The sequence below is a fragment of the Vibrio sp. 2134-1 genome, assembly GCF_033339495.1.
In genome coordinates, this window is the sequence record NZ_JAWOUS010000481.1 from 1 (window position 1) to 671 (window position 671).

Consider the following 671-nt stretch of genomic DNA (forward strand, 5'->3'; position numbering starts at 1 on the left):
ATCTTAAAAACTGCCGATAAAGTCCGCTTTGTTCCGGGCGAAGACGTGACCTACGAAATCCGTGTTCTCAACAATGGCTCGCATACTGAAACCGGGTTAAAAGTCGTTGATAAGTTGCAAGATATTTTGTCTGTAGTAGCGAACGACAAAGACAATCAGTATCAAGATTATCCGGACCAAAGCCCGTTCGAATATTGGCAATTTGACTATGACGACGGTGCCGGTTTTCATTCTGTAACAACGGAGAACTGTGTGTATCCCGAAGGGGACGCTTCCAAAACAATGAGTTTGGAACCGGACGAAGTGCGTACGTTTAAAATTAAAGCGCGTGTAAAAGATAACGTCGTTGGTTCGCTAGATGAAGGGGGGAATCTCAACGATAAAATTGCAAATGATGCATACATCTATCGCGATCTTGGTGAAGTAACGGAAACTTCTCACATTTCACACCATGAAATGAAAAAGGCATACAACGGTGGGAATGTCACGCGCAAGCTATTGGTGAATGGAGTCGAATCTCGTTTTTACTCACCAGGTGATACGTTGACCTATTTAGTGACGGTATCGTCTCAAACAGGTTACGTGAACGACCATACTGTGTGTGAAAACATCACTGACGTGACGACACAATTGCTCGATGGGTCAACTGCAACGCCCTTCGCGTCTGGTTT

Annotated in this window: 1 protein-coding gene; it reads left to right on the forward strand. The window is 44.6% G+C overall.

The window, feature by feature from the left end; translation table 11 throughout:
- A partial coding sequence (locus R7R78_RS26745; protein WP_225474687.1) for a DUF11 domain-containing protein occupies positions 1-671 on the forward strand: 671 nt, incomplete at both ends.